Genomic DNA, 15548 nt, shown 5'->3' on the forward strand with positions numbered 1-15548 from the left:
GTCCATGGGGGATTCCGAGCCTCGGGCGCAGCGCGGAGAGTGTCAAGGTCATGTCAACATGCTGCCAAGAGTCCGGCCACGTGGCGGGGTGACAGGATGGGAGTATGGCGATAAATCGACCGTGGGCGGGGCTTCACGGCGACCTGCGGCCAGCGAGGTCCTCGGCCCTCGCAGGGCCGCGTCACCCTCGGGAGGACCGTGTGCTCACAGCACAGCAATGGATCGATGCTCTGGGGCTCGAACCGCATGTGGAGGGCGGGTACTTCCGGCGTACCTTCCAGGCGGATCACCGTCCGCCGGTGCGGACCGCGCGAGGCGAACGGCCCCTGCTCACCTCCATCCACTACCTGCTGACCGAGGAGTCACCGATCGGGTACTGGCATCTCAACCGGTCGGACATCCTCCACTTCCACCATTCCGGTGCTCCCCTCACCTACCACCTGATCCACCCCGACGGCCGCGCGGAGTCGATGCTCCTCGGCCAGGATCCGCACCAGGGGCAGGCGCTGACTCTCGCCGTTCCCGGCGGCGTGTGGAAGGCCACCTCTCTCGACGGCGGCGACCACGCGCTGATCAGCGAGGCAGTGGCCCCCGGCTTCGACTACGCGGACATGACGCTCGGGGACCCCGACGACCTGACCGCCCGCTTCCCCCGGCACGCGGCGCTGATCCAGCGTTACTGCCGCCCGGACTCCGCGCGGGGGCCGGCGGATCACGCCGGAGGCTGAGCGACGACGAGCGTCGCACTGCCGGGCCGCCGGCGTCAGGTGAACGGGACGAATGAGTCCAGCGATTCGGGCAGGGTCTGGCCGCCGTCGACGGTGAGCGTCTGACCGGTGACGAACGAGGCTTCGTCGGACGCGAGGAAGAGCACGGCGTGGGCGATGTCGGAGGTCTCGCCGAGCCGGCCGGCCGGGATCGCGGCGGCCATGCGCCGCAGGTAGTCCTCGCCCAGATCGCCCAGCCCCTCGGTGCGGACGTTTCCGGGCAGGACGGCGTTGACGGTGATGCCCGCCGGGGCCAGTTCCAGCGCGGCGCTCCGGAGGAACCCCAGCTGGCCCGCTTTGCTGGCCCCGTAGTGGGACCACCCGCTGTAACCCGTGGTCGGCCCGGTGATCGAGGAGGTGAGCACCACGCGTCCGTGTCCCGAGCGTTCCATGGCCGGCAGGAACGCCTTCGTCGTCAGGATCGTGCCCCGCAGGTTGACGGCGAGGACATCGTCCACATCCGCGGCCGTCATCTCCCTCAGGGACCTCTCGGGGAAGACCCCGGCGTTCGCGCACACCACGTCCACATGCCCGTGGCGCGCCTCGGCCTCGTCGGCCATCGCCTCGATCGCGCTCGGGTCCCGGAGATCCACGCCCAGACCGGCGACCCGGGATCCGGTGGCCCGCGCGAGCTCGTCCGCCACCGCGCGGGCGGCCTCCTCGTCGCGCCCCGTGACGATGACAGCGGCGCCACGACGGGCGAACAGTTCCGCGATGCCCCGCCCGATGCCCCGCGTCGCGCCCGTCACGACCACGGACCGCCGTCGCCAGTCGGTCTCCGTCACCATCAAGCTCCTCCGTACCCCGCGCCCGTACGCCGTGACCCCACGTAGCCACTCCGGCGATGATCGACACGCTAAGTCACTGGTGGTGGATGTGTTCCGAATCGGTGAACTCCGGCCGAATACCGCCCCGGTTCCGGCCGAGAACAGAGAAGCGGGGGACGGGGGGCGGAACCGGGAGGCGGAGGCGGACCGGAGGCTGCGGTTGCACCTTCCGTAGCGGCATGTGGTCCGGTGGACTCACGCCCCGGTCCGGTCCCTGGAGAAAAGGTCCCCGCTCATGCACTCGTCCTTCCTGCCGCCCCGCCGGATCAAGATCGGTGACGCGGCGGCCTTCGCCGGCAGCACTCCGCGGGCGATTCGCCACTACCACGAGATCGGCCTGCTCCCGGAGCCCGAGCGGGGCGGCGACGGCCGCCGCCGGTACGGCTACGAGGACATGATCCGCCTGCTGTGGATTCGCAGGACGGCCGGCGCGGGGATCGCCCTGGACGACATCCGTGACGCCTTCACCACCGGTACGGACGGCGCAGAAGGCATCGCGGGCATCCTGGAACGGTTGGAGGAAGCCCTCGCCGAGCAGGAGGCGGAGCTGCGGCGGCAGCGGGCCGCCGTGCGGCGGATGCGCACCGAAGGCAGCCGGATGGGCCTGCTCTCCGACCTCGTCACCGGCCGCCTCAAGACCCTGCCCGCGGGCTCGCTGCGCCCGGCGGACCTGGACACCCTGCTGGTCACCGAGCGGATCTTCGGCCCGCTCGGCGCGGCTGTCCAGGCCACCCGCTTCGTCGTCCTGGCCACGCATCCCACCCTGCGGGAGGAATCCGACCGCGTCGACGAAGCGGAGGAGGCACTGGACGACAGCGTCGCCGTCGATGACCCACGGGTGGCTCACGTGGCCGCCGAGCGGCACGCCTTCGAAACCGCCCTGCACGCCGCCATCGAGGAGTCGGGTCTGGAGAAGGACGACGACGCCCTCTTCGACGCCTGGGAAGCGGCGCACCCGGCTTCCGCCGATGACGGCGGGGGAGAGGGCGAGGCCGGCCCCGGCCCCGGCAGGCAGGAGGCCGACTCCATGAGCGTGTTGGACGCCGTCGGCAAGATGCCCTACGACTTCTCCCCGGCCCGCCTGCGCTGTATGGAACTGGCCGTTGAGCTCTCCGCGCACGACGCCCCCGGTTCCTAGCGGCACATCAGGCGACGCACGCGCGGTAGTTCACGGCACGCGAACTGATTCCCGCACGGGACGGGCTGGTGGGTCAGCGTCTCGGCGACCTCCACCGGCTTCCGCTCAGCTTCTGGGAGACCCTGGCCACCGCAGCAGAACAGCTGCGACTGGAGAAGAGTGCGGCCTGGTGTCACTGGCGCGGCTACGAGACCCGCCACGGGATCATCCGAGCCGACCTCACCCTCCGCCCGGCCGCTGAAGCACGCCGGCGGACGCCCATCCCGGGCGCCGGAGTCCCGCGACCGATGTGACACATCGGCCACCGAACCGCGACCGGCGAACCCGCTCTCGACATCGCCCGGCTCTGGGTGGAGTCCACGCCCTTGCTGGAGCCCGGGGGACACGCCGCGGTACTACTCGCGCCCCTGGACCCCTCGCGGTGGCAGCACCTTCGGCCCGGCCAGGTGATCACCATGCACGAGGACCGATCCATGGCAGGCACGGCGGTTGTCCTGGAGATCCAGCGTCCCCCGGCCATTTTCACCACATAGGAACAAGCACAGGCGACTCGTGCCGCTGATACAGAGAACGTCCCCGGCCGCCCAGCCGACCACCAGCAGCCCCGCCCGTCAGCTCCCGGTCCTGTTGCCCGCTCGGTCAGGCCGACGGCCCACAGGGCGAACGGTGCCCGATGCGCCACCGGAACAGAGCCTGCCCGCTCTGTGCGGCCCACAGCCACTTCTCGGCGAGGATGGCGAGGAGCCCGGGGGCGGCTCAATCCGTGAGAGGCAGGCGCTGATTCCAGACCAGGGTGTACCGCCAGAACAGCCGCCGACGCAGCCGCGCGCCGGGCAGCACGCGGCGGGCCTCGCGAACGATGTCCGGGAAGGCCGTGGTCGCCGGTCGGGTCGGTGCGGTCATGGCGACGGGTCGGGGTGTTCTGCGCCCCTTGTTCTTGATCCAGGCCATGGCGATGTTCGACGGTACGGCCACGGCGTCGATCAAGTAGTCGCTCGGGGAGTGTGGGCGGTAGAGGCCGACGACGATCAGAGTGCCCCCGGGAGCCAGGCGCTCGCGGAAGCGGGTGAGTGCGTCGGTCAACGGCATGTGGTGGAGGGTGGCGACACAGGTGATGACGTCATAGAGGCCGGCCGGTACGTCCTCCAGTGCGTCCCCGACGGAGAAGGTCACCGGAACCCCGGGAGCGGTGCGTTCCCGCGCGCGTTCGACGACGGCGGGGTCGGCGTCGATGCCCTGCACCGCTTCGGCCCGGGAGGCCAGCAGCCTGGCGAGGTCACCACTGCCTGATCCGACGTCCAGGGCGCCGGCGAAACGTCCGGGGAGCCGGCGCAGGATCCACCGGTGGTAGTGGGCGTTGTGATCCCACGGGTGGGTGGCGTGGAACCGGTCGAGTGCGCGCAGGAGGCGGGGGAGTACGGCCGTCATGACGTGAGTCCATCAGAGCCGAGCCGTCGCCCGTGGTGGGGGAGGGGCGTCAACCGCTCGGCCGGGCACCGGCCGACCCGGGGCGTCGGTAGACGTCAGGAGGTCCTTCGTCGTGGGGCTACGGTTCAAGCCGCGCGACCCCTCCCGTTTCGAGGGCCGCCCACAGAGCGCTGTCGGGACCCAGGGCGATGCCGTGCGGCTCGGACGACGGTGACGGCACGGTGTACTCGGCGATCTCGCCGGTACCGCTGATGTGGCCAATGCGTTGGTCCCCCATGCGGTGAACCAGCAGTCTCCGGTGGAGGCCGCGACGATGGCGTGGGGTCTTGCCGTGCGGTCGGGGAGCGGGAACTCCTCGACCGTGCCGTCCACCGAGATCCTGCCGATCTGGCCTGCCGCGATCTCGACGAACCACAAGGCCGTGCCGTCGCCGGTGATACCCACGGGTGCGGCGCTCGGGGTGGGGAGCGGGTGGATTCCGGTGGTCCTGGGACCGGGTGAACCACAGTGCTCCGTCGGGCCCGGGGGTGATGACCGTAGGGCGACACTCGGGCGATTCCAGGGGGTACTCGGTGAGTTCGCCGTCGAGGGTGAGGCGGGCGATGCGGCCGCTGTGCGCGAAGGTCAGCCACAGTGCGCCGTCAGGTCCGGTTGTGATGCCGTACGGACCAGCGCCCTTGTCTGCCACGGACATCTCGCTCACGGCCACGACAACTCCTTGGAGGGGCGGGGCGGGGATGGGGCGGGGATGGGGGGATGGGGTGGGGATCAATCGACGTTTCCGGACGATGCCGCAGCTCGGTCCGGCAGCAGGTCGAGAATGATCGCGGCGAGGTCGGCGGGCCGGGCCATGGGGATGTTGTGGTTCGAGCTGATGTCGGTCAGCCGGCGGCCGGGGACGGCGTCGACGACGGCACGCACCTCGTCGCGCCGCGAGGCGTAGAAGCCATCCTCGGCCAGCACGATCGTCGTCGGACAGCTGAGGCGGTCGTACACCTCGATGCTCGGGAAGACTTCCGCGTCGGGCTCCACGGCGGTGACGGTCGCGATCTCCTCGATGGCCGGCCGCCGTACCCACCGGTGGCCGCGGCGCAGGAAAGAGCGCCGCGTGACCTCCTCGACGAGTTCGTGCCGTGCTCCGGCGTTGAGCCAGTCCCCTCCGGCCTCCCGCACGCACTGCGCGACATAAGCGCGCATCTGGTCGTCGTCCGCTTCCCAGCCGTAGCGGAACATCGCCCGCAAACGGTCCGCCGCCTCGGTGGTCCGCGCGGCGGCATGCTCGGCGAGTGACGCGTTACGGTCATCGAGCACCACGCCGTCCACGATGCAGAGGGCGGACGGTTCCACGAGGCCACTGGCGGCGGCGGCCGTCACGGCGTACCCGCCGGTGGAATGGCCCACCAGCACGGGGTGGTCCCAGCCCAGCGCGGTGACGACGCCACCGAGGTCTCGCCAGTACTGCTCGGGTCCGGTCGAGTCGAGCCGGGTCTGCCCGTGGCCACGCAGGTCGATGGCGACCGGATGACACGTGCTCACCAGCCGGGACGCCACATCGGCCCAGGCGGCGGCGTTCTGTCCGCTGCCGTGGACCAGCAGGACCCCTTCACCGCGGCCGCCGAAGTCCACACCCGAGAGGATGCCGTCCAGGACGGGGAGTTCGATCTCCGTTCCGATCATCACCGCACCCTTTCTACCGAAAGCCGCCAAGCGCAACCGCATTTCTGGCAGCAGTTCGGCGCGGGGCAGGTTGCCTGCCCGGACAGCGGGACGCCCCACCACGCGGGCACGGTGGGGCGTAGCCAAGCGGAGGAGGCGGTCAGGCGCGGGTGTCGAAGCCACCGGCCTTGACGCCCGCCACGAAGGAGGTGAACGCCTCGATGGCGACGGCCAGGGCCGGGCCGCCCGGGTTCTTCGAGTCGCGTACGGGGACGATGCCGGTGGCGGACGCGGTACGCGGGGCCCACTCGACGCACGATCCGCTGTTGCTGTAGGAGGACTTGACCCACTGCTGGGTCGTGGATTCGGTCGTCACGGGGTGCCCTTTCGACGCTGGTGGATCATGTCCACGGTATCTGTCTGCGACAGAGAAACGGCCTGCAACTGATGGTAGGCCCTCACCATCGGGATGACAGAGCTGAGTTCACGGTCCAGATGGCCCTGCGTCTCGGACTCGACGTAGGAGACCACGGACCGGTCCTGGAGCGTCAGCAGATTCACCAGTCGATCGAAGGGCCGCTGCTCGCCAATGCGGAAAGGGGCGATCTGCAGCATGGTGTGGGACTGCGCGGCGAAGTCGGCCAGGTACTGCAACTGGGCGTCCATCACGGCAGGACTGCCGATCGGCCGGCGGATGCAGCTCTCGTCCAGCACCGCGATCAGCATCGGCGGCACGGTACGTAACAGGGCGCCCTGGCGTTCCATGAGTAGCGAGACGCGCTGATCCGCCTGTTCGGGGGTCATGACGCCCCGGTCGACCGCCCCGCGCGCCAGCGCCTCCGCGTACTCCCGGGTCTGGAGCAGCCCCGGAATGACGCCCACCTCGAACAGCCTGATCTCCGCGGCCCGGCCCTCCAACGTCACGTACTCCGGGAAGCCCTGCAACAGCACCCCGTGCTTGATCTTGCGCCACTCGCGCTCGAACGAATCAGCGGTCCCCGTGTAGCTCATCGCCACGTCAACGGCGATCGAGAACTTGCGAGTTGGGGACTTGTGGCACAATTCCACGCCGGAAACGTGCCGCCCCGTGTAGCCGATGCGCGCGCCGAGGTCGTCCTGTTTCCAGCCCCGTGCTTCGCGCTCCCTACGCAGACGTGCTCCGTAGGCCGCCTCGGGGCCCCCGTCAGGGTTCACATCCTTGCGGTTGACCAACGTATCCCCCAGATTCGAAACGTTGAAGACGTCTCCACGCTAGGCCACGCTGAGTCGCCCCGGTAGTCATTCGACTACAGAGAGGAGCGATCGGTGTACGGCGAGAACGTCAGCTCGAATACGGAGCGATCCCCACACGTCCCGGCCCCCGGGACCCTCCTCGCGGACACCAGTCGCGGTGACCGCGTGGGGGAGTTCCAGGGCGTCGCCGGTCCGTACTGGTCCCTCCGGCCGGTCGGCGGTGGGCGCGAGTGGGAAGTCGAACCGCGCTACGTACGGCCCGCGTTGCTCATGGAGCAGCTTCGGGCCCGTACCGCGCGGCTCAACGCCCGCAGCCGGGGAGAAGTGCTGTGACGGCGGCGACTGCTGCGGTTCGTGGTGGCATGGAGCGTGGCGCGTGAGGAACCTGGACTACGTCGCCGCCGTCACGGCCACGGCCGGCGGCCGGGCTCTCCCGCTCGGCGGAGTCGCCCTGCCGAACCGCCGGCTCGTTCTGCGCTGGCTCCGGCGGCAAGCCCTGCGGCTGGCGGACGGACACGGGCGCGACCCGGCCCGGGCCGCCCCGTGGCTCGCTGCCGGAGACGTCCGGCCGGTCACCTTCCACGGCTCCGACGCCCCCGAGGCGCTCCGGGCGTGGGCGGGCGACCACGGCAGCCAGGACCACGCCATGAGCACGCTGGCCTCCGGACTCCCCGCCCTGCTCACCGTGGTCGACCCCTTCGTCGGGCTGCGCGTCACCCTCGGCGGGTGGCCCGTGGAACTGTGCGGGTGGGCGGCGGCAGCCTCGGCGAACCACCCGTATCCGCCCCGTACGGAAGGGGTCTGAGCCCGTGCTGCAATGCACCGCCGTGACCCAGGTCCCGTACGCCGAAGCGCTGCTGGCGCTCGCCACCATGGAGGGCGGGCCCGTGCACCCACCAGACGTCCTCGACCAGGACGACTTCCTGCTCTGCGAACTGGCCGACCACGACGAGTCGGCCGAGCACGCCGCGCACCTGTGGGCGGCGGACGTGCCGGACGATCGGGACCTGTGGTTCCTCTGGTCGGGGACCGGCGCCCACCGTGTGCACCGGCTCGACACGCTGCGGCTGTGCCCCGCCGTACTGCGCGAACTGGCGACCCGCACGGTCACCACATGCGCGTACTTCGACCACCATGCCGGGCCGCACTCCTTCTCCGTGACCGACCCGCTCGGCGACCTCATCGCCGAGCACGTCCACAGCGAGGTCCGGCGACTCGTCTCCGAGGACGACGCTCCCTGCGCGCCCGATGCCACCGACGTACCCGACACCGACGCGCCGTGACGGCGACCGGAGGTTCCACCCCATGAACCAGTGCACCGCCGTGGCCCTGCTGCCGCCCCCGGAGTTCCTGATCCGGTTCGCCGCTCCGGGCGGCAGCCGCCCGGAGGCCGGCCACCTTCTCTGCGAGCTGGCCGCCGACCACGAAGGCGACGACCACGCGATGGCGCTGTGGGACGACGACGCGAACCGCACCGCCGTCTGGGCCCGCTGGAGTGGCGAGCGGGCGGCTCTGTCGGAGCTGGCCTGGTGCGGGGCGATCGATCCCCGGGACGAGGACGCGTGCGGGCTGTTCGCCGACCACCCCGCCGCCCACGACTGGGACATCGTCGATCCGACGCTCGCGGCGGTGGACGCGGTCCTCGCTCAGGAGTTCCCGCATCTCGCGCGGTGGCGCGGCGGCGCGTGATGAGACGTCATCGTGAGTCACCTCGGATGGAGGTTCCTGCGGCGACGGCCCGGGCCGTGGGGCCGAGGCCGTCGCCGGGTCGGGAAGCAGGGCCGGCTTCGGTGTCAGGCTCGGCCGGTTATCCGGCCGACCCTCTTCTTCATCGCCTTGTCGTCGTAGATGGTGATCGTCACCGTTCTGCCCTCCGGGATGTCCAGGTTCACCTTCTTGACGTCCCAGGCGTTGGACGGCGCCTCACTCGGTGGCCGCGTCCAGTTCCTGGGCCTCGATCAGTTTCCGTAGCTCCGGCAGCGTCTTCTTCGATGCCTGCTCGATGTAGAGGGTTCCGCCCGCCGGATGATCCACGGTCACGGCGTAGACAGGATCCACACCCTCGATCGCGTACACGGTTACCCGCTCCGAAGTCGCTTCCTGCTCACCCTCGTTGGGAGTGTCGTTACATCCGGGGACGGTACCTGCGCCCAGCGGTCTGCCCGCCCTGACCCCGTTGCCGTCGTCTTCTTCATGGGGATAGAGCGCGTGGCCGAGATAGGTGTGACCCTCGTACTCGAGCAGGGCCGCGCAGGAACTGCCCGCACTCCCCTGCGTGGTACCCGCCCCAGCACAGGACGTGGGCATGATCAGGGCCGCCGCCGCGAGCGTCGCCCGCACACTCACCGACCGCGCGAACCTGCCGCGCGCCGTCCGACTGCCCATCTGCTTGCCCGTCATGAACCGACCTCCCTCAGCTGCCGCTACCTGCGGCCTGCCGAGCCTTCGACGGCACAAGGCCGCGAACGGTTCGCTCGTTCTCCAACGGCACGATGAGAGCCACACGTCGGCGTCCACGATCCATGGCCGAGTCGCCCCACACCATGACCGGCCAGATCGTCACACCGGTCCCGCCAGACCAGGACACCTCAGCAAGAGCATGTTACGAGCTCTGTGCGGATTTCTTTCCGGACCTGTACATCAGAACTCCGACGCCCAGAGAAACTACTGGCGCTGCCATCACCGGAACGAACTTCGCGCCATCGGCCAACATGACGACGACTGATATCACCATGACCACAGTCATGGCGAGTATCAGGATCCCGAAGACCTTACTTATTGTTGCCTTCTCGTTGGTCATGCGGCGGCCCCTTCCCTTTTGTCCGAACCGACTTGGCTGTCTGTCAGGCGCGCCCACGCTTCCCTCTTTGAATGAAGAAGCAGCCGATGACGGAAACGCATCCGATGATCGCCAGCAGCCCCCACCCTCCGCCGTTTCCGGAAGCGATCAGGAAAACAGAAAGGGCGACACCTGCGGCGGCGAATGCGGCGGCGAACTGGACATACCGCTTGACGACGGCGCGTTGCTCCATCGTCCATCCGACGTGCGGCTCCGACATCTTCATTCCCCTCGTCTGCCCCCGGGTTCGCGGGTGAATCCCACGTCCACTCCGCCCCCGCAGAAGGCCCGTGGACGCGAATTTCGCGCGACACGACGCGACGACCCTGCCACTCTGCCGCCTGGGGCCTTCCGCCCCGGACAGGCGCGACTTGTGACGGCACAGGGTGGGCGATCGATGAGTTTCACGCTGGAAGGACCGGTTCTGGAGGGCACACGCGTGCGCCTGGAGCCGCTGGGGCGGCGGCACGCGGCGGGCCTGGCCGAGGCGGCCGAGGAGGACCGGAGTTCGTACCGGTTCACCTGGGTGCCCACCACAGCGGAGGCCGAGGAGTACGTCGACCTCCAGCTCGGCCGTGCGGCTGCCGGAAGGATGGCCCCGTACGCGCAGGTGGACCCGACTGCCGGGTGCGGGTCGAACAGCGCATCGCTCGGGGCCCCGCGCACCGGCAGCCGGCCCCCGTGGCGCGGTAGCCCGTCCGGCCGACTGCCGTCATCCGGTCTGTCCTCCGCACGAAGGACAGACCGGCCACAACCTCAGATCGAGAACCGCTCCCGCTCCAGCAGCGGCCGTACCCGGCTCCGGAAGCCACCCGTCCGGAACGGGCGTTGCAGCAGCCCCGGCCGCAGCTCCTGGGCGAGGGCCGCGACGATCATTCCCTGGTCCAGGGCGAGCATGAAGTCGCTGACCCGGCCCGTGGACACGTTCACCGAGTCCCGGAAGCCGAGCCCGTCCCCGTACGCGCCGAAGTCCCGTGCCAGCGCCCGCAGGTTGGCCACCGCCTCCCGGCCCGCGTACGGCAGGGCCAGGAAGGAGGCGTGCGGGGTGACGACGCCGTTGCTGAACGCCGAGGGCGGCGGCAGGGGTTCGCCGTCCGTGGTGTGCGTGCGGTCGGTGTTGGAGGCGTAGCCGTCGACCGCCATGCCGAGCGCGTCGACCCCGTACTCCTGGTAGCCGTCCTCGGGGACGTTGGAGGGGGAGAAACCCCAGTAGCCGTACTCCGCCTCCCGCAGCCCGTGGTCGATCTGGCCGCGTACGTAGCGGTGGTGGGTCACGCCCCACGCGCGCGGCGACCACTGCCGCTCAGGTACGAACAGCGGCACCATCAGCGCCTCGAACATCGAACCGCCCCAGCTGGGGACCACCTTGCGGCCGCGGTGGGTGTAGTGGCCGTTCCAGACGCGTACGCCGTCGACCGTGACGTACCCGCCGCCCGGCTTCTGCTCCTGCTCGTGCTCCGGCAGCATCGTCCGCAACAGGTGCCAGTAGTGGTCGCCGGGGAGGGAGCCGTCCGCGATGCCGAGGTAACTGGCCATGCGGGGCTCGGTGTTGAGCGCCCCGTAGTGGTGCGGGGTCGGCTCGTCCGTGTCGGTCCAGACGCCGCCGCGCAGCTGGCCGGGGCCCGCGACCGGGTCGGCCGGGTCGTACGGGGTGTAGAAGTAGGACCAGTCGGCCGTGGCCAGGACGCGGTGGATGCGGGGGCGTAGCTCCGGGGCCGCGTCGGCGGCTATCCGCAGGCCCGTCACCAGCCAGGCGTTGTCGACGGAGGACAGGAACGGGCGGACCGGGTCGCCGGTGCCCGGCCACCGGGTGAGCACCGAACCGTCGTGCGCGTCGTACCAGTTGAGCCAGAAGCCGTGGTGGCGTTCCAACGTCTCGACGGCGGCGACGGTACGGGTCAGGGCCCGGAGCATCGCGCCTTCGCCGATCACGCCGAGGCCCGCGGCCGCGACCGTCGACCACAGGCCGCAGCCGATGTTGGTCGGCGAGGTCTGGGCGGACTGGGCGGGGGCGCCGGGGCCGCTGAGGTCGATCTTGTCGGTGACGAGGCCGAAGTCGGTCGTCATCGCCTCGATCGAGCGGTACGTGTCGCGGAACCAGGTCTGCAGGAGGCGTGGGTCGGCGGGGGCGGCGACAGCCGCCGGGGCGGTTACGGCTCCGAGCGACAGGGCCGCGGCCCCGGTCCCTGCGGCGGTGAGAAACGTGCGACGGTCCATCGTTCCGGCTCCTGGTGGCAGAAGGGGGAGGGGAGGGGCAAGTCGTGGTGCTCGGCCGTGCGGGGGGAATGCGAGGTCGTGCGGGCGCGTGGGAGGTCGCGCCGGGCGTGCGGTGTTGTGCGGGCGCGTGTGCTGTCGCGCCGGGCGTGCGGGGGCTTGGTGCCGGGGGGTCGGGGGCCGGCGGTCGTCAGGATCCGCCGGCCCCCGGCCCACCCGAGGGAGCCGTCAGGTGGCTCCCCGTGCGGAGGGGCAGCCCCGGGGGTGGATCAGGCTGCCGTGCGCGGGAGTTCGCGGGTGCGGCCGAGCGAGCCCAGCCACTTCGCCGAGTCGCGCGGGGTGCGCTCGAAGGTCTCCCAGTCGATGGCGATCAGGCCGAACGTGGCCTTGTAGGTGCCCCATTCGTAGTTGTCCAGGGCGCTCCACGCCAGGTAGCCCCGGATGTCGATGCCGTCGGCCAGCGCGGCGGCGACCTCGTCCAGCGCGCCCGCGTAGTAGTCGGCGCGGCGGCTGTCGTCGTCGGTGGCGATGCCGTTCTCCGTGACGATCAGCGGGACGTCGCCCACCACCTCGGCCGTGTGGCGCAGCGCCTCGCCGACCGCCGTCGGGTAGTACTCCCACGTCGTCAGCGTCCGCTCGACGTCGTCGGCCGCCGGGATCGGTCCGTCGGGGCCGATCCGCGTACGGGTGTAGGACTGCACGCCGATCCAGTCGTCGCCGCGCGCCGCCTCGATGAAGACGTCCTCGCGCGGGTGGCGGTAGGCGGCGGTGACGTCCTCCGCGCCGGGGAGGGCCTGGTAGACCTGGTTGGCGATGGTCCAGCCGACCTGGATGCCCGCGTCCAGGGCCCGGACCTCCTTGACGGCCGCGTGGTGGGCGGCGATGACGGCCGCGGTCGTCTCGTCGTCGGGGGTGGGCAGGCCGGCGGGCGGGAAGCTGTTGTCGCCGCGCTTGGCCTGGCCCGCCATGACGGCGATCATGTTCGGCTCGTTGATCGTGCAGACGTGGCTGACGCCCTCGGAGATGACGGGGGCGCAGGCCGCCACGTACCGCGCGAACAGCTCCACCGCACCCTCGGCCGTCCAGCCGCCGCGCGCCTCGAACCACTGCGGGACGGTGAAGTGGTGCAGGGTCACCATCGGGCGCAGGCCGCGCTCGATCGCTCCCTCCACCATCCGCCGGTAGTGGGCGAGCTGGGCACGGGAGAAGTGACCTTCGACCGGCTCGATGCGGGCCCACTCGATGGAGAAGCGGTAGTCGGTGAAGCCGAGCGAGGCCAGCAGGTCCATGTCCTCGGGCCAGCGGTGGTAGCTGTCGCAGGCGTCCAGGCTCGGCTCCGCGATGTGGGTGCCGGCGGCGTGCTCCTTGACCCACCAGTCGCAGTCCGTGTTGTTGCCCTCGATCTGGTGGGCGGCCGTGGACGCGCCCCAGAGGAAGCCCTCGGGGAACGGGACGGGTGTCTTCTGGTCCGAAGCAGGGGTGTGGGTCATCGCGACATGTCTTTCTGTGGTGGTGAGGGGTGTGGCCGCGCTCGGTTACGGGGTGGGGTGCGGCCAGTTACGTGAAGTGCCCGGGCGGACGCGTTACTTCATGCCCGCCGTGGCGATGCCCTGCGTGAAGTGCCGTTGCAGCGCGATGAAGACGACCAGCACCGGCAGCACGATCAGGAAGGCCCCGGCCATCAGCATCCCGTTGGAGCCGCCGGCCTTGTTGGGGTCGGTGGCGAAGGTGGCCAGGGCCACCGGGAGGGTGTACTTGTCGGGGTCGTTGGTCGCGATCAGCGGCCAGACGAAGTTGTTCCAGGAACCCAGGAACGTGAAGATCGACAGGGTCGCGAGGGCGGGCTTCACCAGCGGCATCACGATCCGCCAGAAGATGTACCACTCGCTCGCGCCGTCCATCCGGGCCGCTTCCAGCAGCTCGTCCGGGATCGACTGCATGAACTGGCGCATCAGGAAGACCCCGAAGGCCCCGGCGGCGAACGGCAGCACCAGGCCCGCGTAACTGTCGATCAGCTGGAGCTTGCTCATCAGCACGAACAGCGGCAGCAGCATCAGGTTGCCGGGCACCATCAGCGCGCCGAGCACCAGGCCGAAGACCTTGTTGCGGCCGACGAAGTTCAGCTTGGCCAGGGCGTAGCCGAGCATCGAGCAGAAGACCAGGTTCGAGACGGTCACCAGGACCGCCACGATCACCGAGTTCATGAAGTACAGCGGCAGGTCCAGCTTGTCGAGCAGCTGCCGGAAGTTCTCCAGGGTCCACTCGGTGGGGATCCACACCGGCGGGCTGGCCGACAGCTCGCTCTGCGTCTTGAAGGCGGAGAGACCCATCCAGAGGAAGGGCGCCGACATGACCAGCAGGCCGAGCGAGAGCAGGACGTAGACCAGAGGGCGGGAGACGTTCCGCTTTCCGGCAGGCCGCTTCCCGGCGGTGTTCTTCAGGGGCTCGACCGCCGCGTTGCTGCTGTTGGCACTCATTTCGTGTTGTCCTTCAGCAGTCGGAGCTGGAGCACCGTGATGCCCATGATCACCACGAAGAGGACGTACGCCATGGCGCTCGCGTAGCCCATGTGGAAGAAGTTGAACCCTTCGCGGTACATGTTCAGCGAGACCGTGAGGGTCGAGTCGGACGGGCCGCCCTGGGTCATCACGAACGGCTCCTCGAACACGTTGAGATAGCCGATCGTCGTGATCACCGTGGCGTAGAGGAGGGTCGGACGCAGGAGCGGGACCGTGATGCCCCGGAACTCCTGCCAGACGCTCGCGCCGTCGAGCTTCGCGGCCTCCCGCACCTCGGTGGGGATCGCCTGGAGGCCCGCGATGAACAGCACCATCACCGTGCCGACGTTCCGCCAGACCGCCATGACGATCAGCGACGGCATCGCCAGCGTCTCGGAGCCGAGGAAGTCCGGTGCCGTCCAGCCCACTTCGGAGAAGAGGCCCGCGATCAGCCCGTCGCTCGGGTCGAGGACGAACCGCCAGACGACGGCCACCGCGACGATGGTGGTGACCACCGGGGCGTAGAAGCCGACCCGGAAGAAGGTCCGCGCCCGGTCGATGCCGTTGTTCAGCAGAACGGCGACGACCAGGCCGACGCCGATGGTCAGCGGTACGCCGACGACGACGAAGTACCCCGTGTTGAAGAGGGACTTGAGGAACTTCTCGTCGCCGAAGAGGTTGACGTAGTTCTCGAACCCGATGAAGTTCGCTTCCCACGGGCGCGTCACGTTGCGCAGCCCGAAGTCCGTGAAGCTCATCACCAGCGTGGCGAGGATCGGGAACGCCATGAAGACGGTGAACAGGACGAGGAACGGGGTGGAGAACAGCCAGCCCGCCGCGTTCTGCACGCCCATCGACGGCTTGCGTCCCCGGCTGCCCCCGGTGGCCGGGGACGGTGCGACCCCGGCCTTCCGTGGCCCTCGGGCCTTCTCGGTCGTGGTGCTCATG

Annotated in this window: 18 protein-coding genes and 2 pseudogenes; 7 read left to right on the forward strand and 13 right to left on the reverse strand. The window is 70.0% G+C overall.

The window, feature by feature from the left end:
• Positions 1 to 200: 200 nt before the first annotated feature.
• Complete coding sequence (locus ACH4RG_RS07585; RefSeq protein WP_397920485.1) at positions 201 to 728, forward strand: cupin domain-containing protein; 528 nt, start codon at positions 201 to 203, stop codon at positions 726 to 728.
• 35 nt (positions 729 to 763) lie between these two features.
• Here the strand turns inward: ACH4RG_RS07585 and fabG are convergent, their stop codons facing one another.
• The gene (gene fabG, locus ACH4RG_RS07590; protein ID WP_361874446.1) at positions 764 to 1555 is read right to left on the reverse strand and encodes a 3-oxoacyl-ACP reductase FabG; all 792 of its coding nucleotides are present in this window, start codon (positions 1553 to 1555) and stop codon (positions 764 to 766) included.
• Between the two features lie 274 nt (positions 1556 to 1829).
• Here fabG and ACH4RG_RS07595 point away from each other — a divergent pair, with 274 nt between their 5' ends.
• Both ACH4RG_RS07595 and ACH4RG_RS07600 read left to right on the forward strand, forming a co-directional pair.
• Positions 1830 to 2732, forward strand: a complete 903-nt coding sequence (locus ACH4RG_RS07595) for a MerR family DNA-binding transcriptional regulator (protein WP_397920489.1) — start codon at positions 1830 to 1832, stop codon at positions 2730 to 2732.
• 74 nt (positions 2733 to 2806) lie between these two features.
• Positions 2807 to 3265 (forward strand): annotated as a pseudogene (locus ACH4RG_RS07600) (hypothetical protein); the annotation flags it as partial.
• Positions 3266 to 3488: 223 nt separating this feature from the next.
• Here ACH4RG_RS07600 and ACH4RG_RS07605 read toward each other — a convergent pair.
• The 5 genes and pseudogenes from ACH4RG_RS07605 to ACH4RG_RS07625 form a co-directional block, all read right to left on the reverse strand.
• Complete coding sequence (locus tag ACH4RG_RS07605) at positions 3489 to 4160, reverse strand: class I SAM-dependent methyltransferase (protein WP_397929938.1); 672 nt, start codon at positions 4158 to 4160, stop codon at positions 3489 to 3491.
• Positions 4161 to 4278: 118 nt separating this feature from the next.
• Positions 4279 to 4869: pseudogene (locus ACH4RG_RS07610) on the reverse strand (hypothetical protein).
• 59 nt (positions 4870 to 4928) lie between these two features.
• The gene (locus ACH4RG_RS07615; protein WP_397920493.1) at positions 4929 to 5837 is read right to left on the reverse strand and encodes an alpha/beta fold hydrolase; all 909 of its coding nucleotides are present in this window, start codon (positions 5835 to 5837) and stop codon (positions 4929 to 4931) included.
• Between the two features lie 139 nt (positions 5838 to 5976).
• A complete protein-coding gene (locus ACH4RG_RS07620; RefSeq protein ID WP_397920495.1) occupies positions 5977 to 6192 on the reverse strand; it encodes a DUF397 domain-containing protein in 216 nt (71 codons plus the stop codon).
• Positions 6189 to 7028 (reverse strand): DUF5753 domain-containing protein, encoded by an 840-nt coding sequence (locus ACH4RG_RS07625; protein WP_398539244.1) that lies wholly within the window; start codon positions 7026 to 7028, stop codon positions 6189 to 6191. The genes ACH4RG_RS07620 and ACH4RG_RS07625 overlap by 4 nt, the downstream gene beginning before the upstream one ends.
• A 93-nt stretch (positions 7029 to 7121) precedes the next feature.
• Between ACH4RG_RS07625 and ACH4RG_RS07630 the strand changes: the two genes are divergently transcribed.
• Genes ACH4RG_RS07630 through ACH4RG_RS07645 form a run of 4 tightly spaced genes read left to right on the forward strand, consistent with a single transcriptional unit; the run spans position 7122 to position 8738 of the window.
• Positions 7122 to 7382 (forward strand): hypothetical protein, encoded by a 261-nt coding sequence (locus ACH4RG_RS07630; protein ID WP_397920499.1) that lies wholly within the window; start codon positions 7122 to 7124, stop codon positions 7380 to 7382.
• Positions 7383 to 7425: 43 nt separating this feature from the next.
• On the forward strand, positions 7426 to 7854 hold the full coding sequence (locus tag ACH4RG_RS07635) for a hypothetical protein (RefSeq protein ID WP_397920501.1): 429 nt from the start codon (positions 7426 to 7428) through the stop codon (positions 7852 to 7854).
• A 4-nt stretch (positions 7855 to 7858) separates the two neighbouring features.
• Positions 7859 to 8332, forward strand: a complete 474-nt coding sequence (locus ACH4RG_RS07640) for a hypothetical protein (protein WP_397929948.1) — start codon at positions 7859 to 7861, stop codon at positions 8330 to 8332.
• Positions 8333 to 8354: 22 nt separating this feature from the next.
• Complete coding sequence (locus ACH4RG_RS07645) at positions 8355 to 8738, forward strand: hypothetical protein (protein WP_397929950.1); 384 nt, start codon at positions 8355 to 8357, stop codon at positions 8736 to 8738.
• 234 nt (positions 8739 to 8972) lie between these two features.
• Here ACH4RG_RS07645 and ACH4RG_RS07650 read toward each other — a convergent pair whose 3' ends face one another.
• The 7 genes from ACH4RG_RS07650 to ACH4RG_RS07680 form a co-directional block, all read right to left on the reverse strand.
• Positions 8973 to 9449: a DUF6281 family protein gene (locus tag ACH4RG_RS07650; RefSeq protein WP_398539245.1), complete on the reverse strand. Its 477-nt coding sequence runs from the start codon at positions 9447 to 9449 to the stop codon at positions 8973 to 8975.
• Between the two features lie 202 nt (positions 9450 to 9651).
• Positions 9652 to 9849 (reverse strand): hypothetical protein, encoded by a 198-nt coding sequence (locus ACH4RG_RS07655; RefSeq protein WP_397920509.1) that lies wholly within the window; start codon positions 9847 to 9849, stop codon positions 9652 to 9654.
• Between the two features lie 43 nt (positions 9850 to 9892).
• Positions 9893 to 10108: a hypothetical protein gene (locus ACH4RG_RS07660; RefSeq protein ID WP_397920511.1), complete on the reverse strand. Its 216-nt coding sequence runs from the start codon at positions 10106 to 10108 to the stop codon at positions 9893 to 9895.
• 536 nt (positions 10109 to 10644) lie between these two features.
• A complete protein-coding gene (locus ACH4RG_RS07665) occupies positions 10645 to 12105 on the reverse strand; it encodes a glucoamylase family protein (protein WP_398539246.1) in 1461 nt (486 codons plus the stop codon).
• Positions 12106 to 12371: 266 nt separating this feature from the next.
• Positions 12372 to 13592, reverse strand: a complete 1221-nt coding sequence (locus tag ACH4RG_RS07670; RefSeq protein WP_397921725.1) for a glycoside hydrolase family 1 protein — start codon at positions 13590 to 13592, stop codon at positions 12372 to 12374.
• A 93-nt stretch (positions 13593 to 13685) separates the two neighbouring features.
• Positions 13686 to 14579, reverse strand: a complete 894-nt coding sequence (locus ACH4RG_RS07675) for a carbohydrate ABC transporter permease (protein WP_397929090.1) — start codon at positions 14577 to 14579, stop codon at positions 13686 to 13688.
• Positions 14576 to 15547, reverse strand: a complete 972-nt coding sequence (locus tag ACH4RG_RS07680; RefSeq protein WP_398161286.1) for a carbohydrate ABC transporter permease — start codon at positions 15545 to 15547, stop codon at positions 14576 to 14578. Before ACH4RG_RS07680 ends, ACH4RG_RS07675 begins: the two co-directional genes overlap by 4 nt.
• Between the last annotated feature and the right edge of the window lies 1 nt (position 15548).

The sequence above is a fragment of the Streptomyces sp. NPDC021019 genome (genome assembly GCF_044333295.1).
Lineage (GTDB): Bacteria > Actinomycetota > Actinomycetes > Streptomycetales > Streptomycetaceae > Streptomyces.